The 4,268-nt window shown below is 31.2% G+C and carries 4 protein-coding genes; 3 read left to right on the top strand and 1 reads right to left on the bottom strand.

The window, feature by feature from the left end; genetic code table 11:
- Nucleotides 1-128 precede the first annotated feature (128 nt).
- From C3E90_RS07825 to C3E90_RS07815, 3 genes are all read left to right on the top strand, one after another.
- Nucleotides 129-1,298, top strand: a complete 1,170-nt coding sequence (locus C3E90_RS07825; protein ID WP_236915093.1) for an iron-containing alcohol dehydrogenase — start codon at nt 129-131, stop codon at nt 1,296-1,298.
- A 219-nt stretch (nt 1,299-1,517) separates the two neighbouring features.
- Nucleotides 1,518-2,693, top strand: coding sequence for a cation diffusion facilitator family transporter (locus tag C3E90_RS07820; RefSeq protein ID WP_236915092.1), 1,176 nt, complete (start codon nt 1,518-1,520; stop codon nt 2,691-2,693).
- Between the two features lie 57 nt (nt 2,694-2,750).
- Nucleotides 2,751-3,593 carry a DegV family protein gene (locus C3E90_RS07815; protein ID WP_236915091.1) on the top strand — a complete coding sequence of 281 codons (843 nt, stop codon included), beginning with the start codon at nt 2,751-2,753 and terminating at the stop codon, nt 3,591-3,593.
- A 124-nt stretch (nt 3,594-3,717) separates the two neighbouring features.
- On the opposite strand, the gene C3E90_RS07810 is transcribed toward C3E90_RS07815, so the two are convergent.
- Nucleotides 3,718-4,158: an OsmC family protein gene (locus C3E90_RS07810; RefSeq protein ID WP_236915090.1), complete on the bottom strand. Its 441-nt coding sequence runs from the start codon at nt 4,156-4,158 to the stop codon at nt 3,718-3,720.
- Nucleotides 4,159-4,268 lie beyond the last annotated feature (110 nt).

Raw genomic sequence — 4,268 nt, 5'->3', positions numbered from 1 at the left:
CTAATTTTTAAATAATTTATTTTAGATAATATAAATAAGAAATAAAAAAATACTATTAAGGTATAATAAAGATTATTGAAGATCTTAAATAGAAAGATTTTTATATAAAATACTAAGGAGGAATATATATGGCAAGATTTACATTACCTAGAGATTTGTATTTTGGAAAAGGTGCTTTAGAAGAATTGAAAAATCTTAAAGGCCACAAGAAAGCTATAGTACTTTCAGGTGGTTCTTCTATGGAAAGATTTGGATTCTTGGATAGGGTTAGCAATATCCTAAAAGAAACTGGATTAGAAGTTAGTTTTATTAAAGGCATCGAACCAGATCCTTCAGTAGAGACGGTAATGAAGGGTGCAGAAACTATGAGACAATTTCAACCTGATGTTATAGTTGCTATAGGTGGAGGTTCTACTATAGACGCTGGTAAAGCCATGTGGATATTCTACGAACATCCTGAAGTAACTTTTGATGATATAAAAGATCCATTTACCGTTCCTAAACTGAGAGAACAAGCTATTTTTGTTGCTATTCCATCAACTAGTGGCACTGCAACGGAAGTAACCGCTTTCTCGGTAATTACCGATTACTCAAAAAAAATAAAATATCCTCTTGCAGATTTCGAAATAACCCCTGATATTGCTATTTTGGATACGGATATTCCTCAAACTATGACACCAAAACTAGTTGCACATACTGGAATGGATGCCTTAACTCATGCTATAGAAGCTTATGTAGCATCTAATAGATCTAGATTTTCTGATCCATTAGCTAAAGAAGCTATTTTAATGGTATACGACAATATAGTTGCTTCCTACAATGGAGATAAAGAAGCTAGAGGTGAAATGCATATAGCTCAATGTTTAGCGGGTATGGCATTTAGTAATGCTCTTTTGGGTATTACTCATAGTTTAGCCCATAAAATAGGAGCACAATATCATATACCTCATGGAGGTTGTAATGCTATATTACTGCCTTATGTAATCCAATTTAACGCAAAAACTTCTCTAAGTGATTTTTCAGAACTATCAAGGATGCTAGGATTGCCTGGAAAAACTGAAAAACAATTAACTAATTCTTTAGTAAAATCTATTCAAGAATTAAATGCTCAATTAAACATACCACCTACACTAAAGGAAAATGGAGTTGAAGAAGATTTATTTACATCTACATTGGACTATATAGCAGAAAATGCAGTACTAGACCCATGCACAGCTTCAAACCCAAGAAAGACTTCCGTTGAAGATATGAAGAAAATATTAGAGTGTGCATATTACGGAAAACCTGTCACATTCTAAAAGTATTCTTTATAGTATAAACACTAGGAAGATTGGAAACTATTGTTGGTTATTTCCAATCTTCTCTAGCTTATACATATTAATATAATAATATTAAAGTATTTTCATTTCCTTCACTTATATCTGTACTTTTGATATCTCATATAAGTCTTTTATGCAAAAATCAAAATATGATATAATCATTATACTAGAAATCATAATCACTAAGGAAGGTGCTTTATGCTAACAAATTTATTATTGAAATTTGCAACAAATGGAAATACTGATTTTCTGGATAATAAGGTTAGAGGTAGAGTTGGTTATTTAGCTGGAATAGTTGGAATAATAGTCAACTTGATTCTATTTATTACTAAATTAACTATAGGAATTATGGTCTCATCAATAGCCGTTTTAGCAGATGCATTTAACAATTTATCCGATGCAGCTTCTTCTATTATTACAATTGTAGGATTTAAACTTTCGAATTTACCACCCGATAAAGAACATCCTTATGGTCATGGTAGAATAGAGTACCTATCTGCTTTAATTGTTGCTTTTATGGTTATGTTAGTAGGATTTCAATTTATAAAGACTTCTATCAACCGTATTATAAATCCTCAAGCTGTAGTATTTGAATGGATTCCTTTTATTATTTTATTAGTTTCAATCCTTTTTAAGGTATGGTTAAGCATATTCAATAAAAAATTGGGGGATAAAATTTCTTCATCTACTCTTAAAGCTACAGCTACAGATGCTTTAGGGGATGTTTTCACTACCTCTGTTGTAGCAATATCTCTATTGGCTGCCTTATTTACAGATGTGCCTATTGATGGATATATCGGAATTTTAGTAGCTATTGCTATACTTTATGCAGGATTTAGTCTAATTAAAGAAACTATAAGTCCTTTAATTGGCGAAGCTCCTGATGAAGAGCTTATAAATTTAATAAAAGATGGTGTACTTTCATATGAATATATTACCGGTGTCCACGATTTAATTGTTCATAACTATGGTCCTGGAAGAACTATGGCTTCAATCCATGCAGAATTCCCCGCTGACATTGATGTGATGACTATTCATGAAATAATTGACAAAGCAGAACGAGAACTCAGTGAAAAATTCGAATTGCACTTAGTGATTCATATGGACCCTATCTGTATAGATACAAAAGAAATTGTAAAAGCAAGAAATGAAGTCAAAGAAATAATCAAGGATAATCCAATAGTAAAATCCATGCATGATTTTAGAATAGTTGGTAAAGGAAATAAGAAAAATCTCATATTCGACATTGTTATAGATGGCAACGAATTAGATAATAACATTACAGAAGAAGACATAAAACTTAATATTTGTAATGCCATAAAAGAGAATAGTCCCCAGTATAACTGTATCATAACCATAGACAAGGAATACTAAAAGCTATAGTCAAGCCTAAATAAATGTGTTATTATTAGGGTAAAAGGAGGCGTTGATATGGGAATTAAGATTATTACAGATAGTTGTTCTGACCTTCCTCAGGAGATTTTAGAAAAATACAATATTGGAGTTGTACCTTTAGAAATCCGTTTCGGTAATAAAACTTTTCTAGATGGAATTGATTTAAACAATAAGGAATTCTATAGTATGATGAGAGAACATAAGGAATTGCCCAAAACAGCTAGTCCATCTCCAGAACGGTTTATCACGGAATTTGAGAAGACTGAAGATAATATATTAGTCATTACCATATCTTCAGGTCTTAGTAGTACTTATAACAGTGCATTGATTGCAAAAGAAATCTATGAGAAAGACAATAATAATAAGAAAATTCATATTGTAGATTCATTAAGTGCTTCTGTTGGAGAAGGTGTAATAGTCTTAAAAGCTGCCCAGTTAGCATCAAATGGCATGAATATAGGAGAACTTGCAGATTGTCTAAGAAAATATGCTAAAGAAGGACAAGTCTTCTTCCTACTTGATACCCTTGAAAATATCGTAAAAGGTGGAAGAATAGGAAAGGTTACAGCCCATATAGCTACACTCCTTTCAATAAAGTTGATTATGAAATCCGATGGTAACGGTATTGTAGACCTAGCAGAAAAAGTTAGAGGCTCTAATAGGGCTTTCAAAAGATTAGTTGATATTATTGGAGAAAATACTACAAACATTGAAGATAAGATACTTGCTATAGCTCATGCTAACTGTTATGAAAAGGCACTAAAATATAAAGAATTGATTGAAGAAAGATATCAATTTAAACATATTTTTATATCAACTATTGGTGCCACAATAGGTACTTATTCAGGTGAGGGTGGGATACTGATATCTTTTATTTAGAAGAGAACCTCTATTTTAATATTAAGGAGATGCTTCCAATGGACAAAAAATATGAAAAAGCTTACTTTTCAATAAAGAAAGTTGCAAACAATAATAAATTATTTGCAACTTTTTCTCTAAATTATTAGTTTTCAACTATTAATTCTGTAGACATATTAGCTGAATTTTTAATTGTGTCTGCAACAGGACAAGTATTTTCAACAAATTCAACAAATTCTTCTAACTTTTCCTTTGTTGAATTTGATTTAATATGAACTCTGGTTCGTATATTTTGTACTCCAGGTCTTACATCAGAAAGCCCTTGGAAACCATCAGTATCAAGGTCTCCTTCTATTTCAACCCAATACTCTTGTAAGTCTATTCCTTTAGCTTTTGCAAAACATTTTGCAACTATTGCTTGACATGCACCTAGAGAACATAATGTAGCTTCTACAGGATTCATTCCTTTGTCAGTTCCACCTAATCCTTCAGGTTCATCAAGAATAATCTTGTGATTTCTTGCACTACATTCAATTTTAATACCTTCTGTAAGTTTTGATACTACTTTAAAAGTTTCTAATGCCATTTCAATTCCTCCCTTGTACAATATAGTTATAATCAAATTACAGTTTTCCACTGTAATAATTATCAATTTCTTAAATAATAATATAGTCTTCTTTTCTAATCATTAAATAC

The sequence above is a fragment of the Clostridium sp. Cult2 genome (assembly GCF_021655075.1).
Classification (GTDB): Bacteria; Bacillota; Clostridia; order Tissierellales; family Tepidimicrobiaceae; genus Schnuerera.
This window is presented reverse-complemented; position numbering and strand designations above follow the sequence as displayed.